General features: G+C 38.1%; 3 protein-coding genes. All 3 read left to right on the top strand.

Annotation, left to right across the window (positions count from 1 at the left end; translation table 11 throughout):
* On the top strand, window positions 1–282 hold a 282-nt coding region (grpE, locus tag WKI77_RS07375), incomplete at its 5' end, for a nucleotide exchange factor GrpE (protein ID WP_337861181.1).
* A gap of 5 nt (window positions 283–287) precedes the next feature.
* Complete coding sequence (gene dnaK / locus WKI77_RS07370; protein ID WP_337861180.1) at window positions 288–2168, top strand: molecular chaperone DnaK; 1881 nt, start codon at window positions 288–290, stop codon at window positions 2166–2168.
* Window positions 2169–2177: 9 nt separating this feature from the next.
* The gene (dnaJ, locus tag WKI77_RS07365; RefSeq protein ID WP_337861179.1) at window positions 2178–3287 is read left to right on the top strand and encodes a molecular chaperone DnaJ; all 1110 of its coding nucleotides are present in this window, start codon (window positions 2178–2180) and stop codon (window positions 3285–3287) included.
* Window positions 3288–3524: the final 237 nt, after the last annotated feature.

Here is a 3524-nt window from a genome sequence, read left to right as displayed (position 1 = left end):
GATCTCATTAAGGAACTTCTCCCTGTTCTTGATACACTGGATGCAGGCATTGCCCATGATCAAAAACTTGAACCTGTAAGATCTCAGCTCCTGAAAGTGCTTCAGTCCAACGGGCTGCAGGTTATCGAAGGAAAAGGGGAAAAATACGATCCAAACCTGATGGAAGCAGTTGGAGTGCTGGATCAGGGAGAGGATGGAACAGTTCTGGAAGAAGTTCAGAAAGGTTATACACTAAATGGCAATATTATACGGACATCAAAGGTAATAGTTTCAAAAAGGTGAAAAATATGAGTAAAATAATAGGCATAGATTTAGGAACAAGTAATTCAGCAGCAGCAGTAGTTATTTCTGGGAAACCGGAAACCATTCCAGCAGCAGAAGGTATTTCACTGGGTGGGAAATCTTTTCCGAGTTATGTTGCCTTTACAAAGGATGGCCAGTTACTGGTAGGTGAACCTGCAAGAAGACAGGCACTTCTTAATCCTGAAGGAACAGTATATGGCGCGAAAAGAAAAATGGGAACAGATTTCAAATACAAAATCTTTGGAAAAGAATACACACCACAGCAAATTTCAGGTTTTATACTTCAGAAAATTAAGAAAGATGCCGAAGCATTTTTGGGTGAACCTGTCAATGAAGCAGTAATAACTGTTCCTGCATATTTTAATGATAATCAGAGGCAGGCAACGAAGGATGCGGGAGCAATAGCTGGATTTAATGTTAAAAGAATAATAAATGAACCAACTGCTGCATGCATGGCATATGGTTTAGATAAACTAAATGAGAGCTTAAAAATCCTTATCTATGATTTCGGCGGAGGCACTCTTGATGTAACAGTAATGGATTTTGGTCAGGGTGTTTTTGAGGTAATGTCCACATCCGGTGATACAAAACTCGGCGGAACTGATATGGATGAGGCCATAGTCAACTTCCTTGCAGATGATTTCAAAGCAAAGGAAGGCATAGATTTAAGAAAGGACAAATCTGCATATATAAGATTGAGGGACGCAGCAGAAAAGGCTAAAATAGAATTATCTACCGTACTTGAATCTGATATAAATTTACCATACATTACTGCAACACAGGATGGTCCAAAACATCTTGAATATAAACTTACAAGAGCAAAACTGGAGGAACTAATCGCTCCAATAGTTACAAAATCCGCAACATCACTGGACAAGGCATTGCAGGGTGCAAAACTCTCAAAGAGTGATATAAATAAAATTATACTCATTGGGGGGCCAACCAGAATGCCCTATGTGGGAAAATTTGTTGAAAACTATTTCGGCAAAAAGCCTGAAGGCGGAGTAGACCCAATGCAGGCTGTGGCAACAGGCGCTGCAATTCAGGGAGGAATTCTGATGGGAGATATAAAAGATATAGTGCTTCTTGATGTAACTCCACTAACTCTTGGTATTGAAACGCTTGGCGGTGTAATGACACCATTAATCAGTGCAAATGCAACAATACCGACAAAGAAGACACAGGTATTTACAACTGCAGCAGATATGCAGACAGCTGTTGATATTCATATAGCCCAGGGAGAAAGGCCAATGGTTAAAGATGACGTATCGCTTGGGAACTTTACATTAACAGGAATAGCACCTGCTCCTAGGGGAGTACCTCAAATAGAGGTTACATTCGATATAGATGCAAATGGCATACTGAACGTTTCAGCAAAGGATAAGGGAACCGGAAAATCCCAGAGCATTTCAATAAGCGCTTCAAACAAACTTTCAAAGGAAGAAATAGAGAAAATGAAAAAGGAAGCTGAAGAATTTGCCGATAAAGATAAGCAGGAGAAAGAAACAATAGAAACTTTGAACAATGGCGAATCACTGGCTTATACTGTAGAAAAAACAATAAATGAAGCTGGAAACAAACTCGACGATGCAACAAAGGATAAAATAAAGGGAATAATCAAAGATCTTAAAGATGCCGTTGAAAAGAAAGATGTTGATAAGGTAAAAGAAGTTACTGAAACACTTACAAAAGAAATGACTGAGGTATATACAAAAATAGCCCAGGCACAGCAACCAAATCCAGAAGCAAATCAGCAATCAGAAGAAGGAACTGAACAATCGGAACAGGGGGCAAATGAACAATCCGGTGAACAGGATACTCAGGATTCGGATGATACTGTAAATACAGATTATAAAGAAAACTAATGAACAAAAATGACAGAAGATTACTATAAGGTACTTGGTGTAGACAAAAATGCATCTCAGGATGAAATAAAAGCAAAATTTAGGGAACTTGCAAAAAAATATCATCCGGATGTTAATGCAGGAAGCAAGCAAGCCGAAGAAAAGTTTAAGGAGGTTGCTGAAGCATACGAAGTACTATCTGACCCGCAGAAAAGGCAGCAATACGATACCACTGGTTCTACAACCTTCAACGATGCAGGTGGAGCTGGTGGGGCGGGCTTCAACTGGAACGATTTTTCCCATTTTGACGACATAAATGATATCTTCAATACAATATTTGGGGGCGGAGGAGGTTTCAGCAGAGGCAATTCTGGCGGATTTGGAGGCTATGATAATTCACCAGATCTGGATATCTATGTAAAGCTCAATGTAACGCTGGAAGATGCATATTATGGTGTATCAAAACCCATAAAATTTAAAAGAAACGCCATGTGCGAAGCATGCAATGGAACCGGGGCAGAAAATGGCATTCTTGTTACATGTCCAACATGCCATGGAACAGGGAAGGAAAGATTAAGCAGAGGGCAGGGATTTTTTAATTTTGTTCAGGTAATTGTATGCCGTACATGCAATGGCAGGGGAAAAATACCAAAAACGCCATGTAAAATATGTACTGGGAGAGGATATATACCCAAGATGGAGAATATTTCGATAACCATACCAAAAGGTGTAGATACCAATACCCGGCTTAGAACTCAGAAACTTGGCAACTCATTCGGTGGTATGACTGGAGACCTTTATGCAGTTATATACGTTCAACCCAATCCCAATATAAAGAGAAGTGGAGATAATTTATATATAAAAGAACCTATAGATTTTCCCACTGCAGCACTTGGTGGTACAGTTGAAGTGGTCTTATTTAAAGAAAAATTCAATTTAAATATACCTGCAGGAAGCCAGCCGGATGACGTATTGAAAATAAAAGGTTCAGGAATGCCCAAATTAACTTCCCATGGAAGTGGTGATATTCTTATTGTTCTAAAATTGCAGGTACCAAAACATCTCAGTTCTAAGGAAAAGGAATTAATAGAAGAGTTGAAGGGTGAACCGGCAAAAAAATCATGGTTTCATTCATTTTAACCTATAAATATTTTATTTCATTTTATATTTTAATTTTATCTATCTTTTCACAACAGGTTTTTAAAAGTTCAGGTAAATTATTTTAAAACTCAGTAAATTTCATATAATTGATTATAAAAATTATAGAACAAAATATAATAATTAAAAAAATAATTTTATGGGGAGTTTAAGTACTCTCTCCATGTTGTGCCTTCCATCATTGGATTTAACAGCCTTATGTAAGGACCTCTTATAAGT

Origin of the sequence: Ferroplasma sp., from assembly GCF_037442045.1 — an archaeon.
In the GTDB taxonomy this organism is placed as follows: domain Archaea; phylum Thermoplasmatota; class Thermoplasmata; order Thermoplasmatales; family Thermoplasmataceae; genus Ferroplasma.
Note: the sequence above shows the minus strand (reverse complement) of the source record. Positions and strands in the feature narration are given on the sequence as shown.

Excerpts from the sequence above, each read along its gene's own strand:
- dnaJ (WP_337861179.1), top strand. The coding sequence starts at position 2,178 with ATGACAGAAGATTACTATAAGGTACTTGGTGTAGACAAAAATGCATCT.
- dnaK (WP_337861180.1), top strand. The coding sequence starts at position 288 with ATGAGTAAAATAATAGGCATAGATTTAGGAACAAGTAATTCAGCAGCA.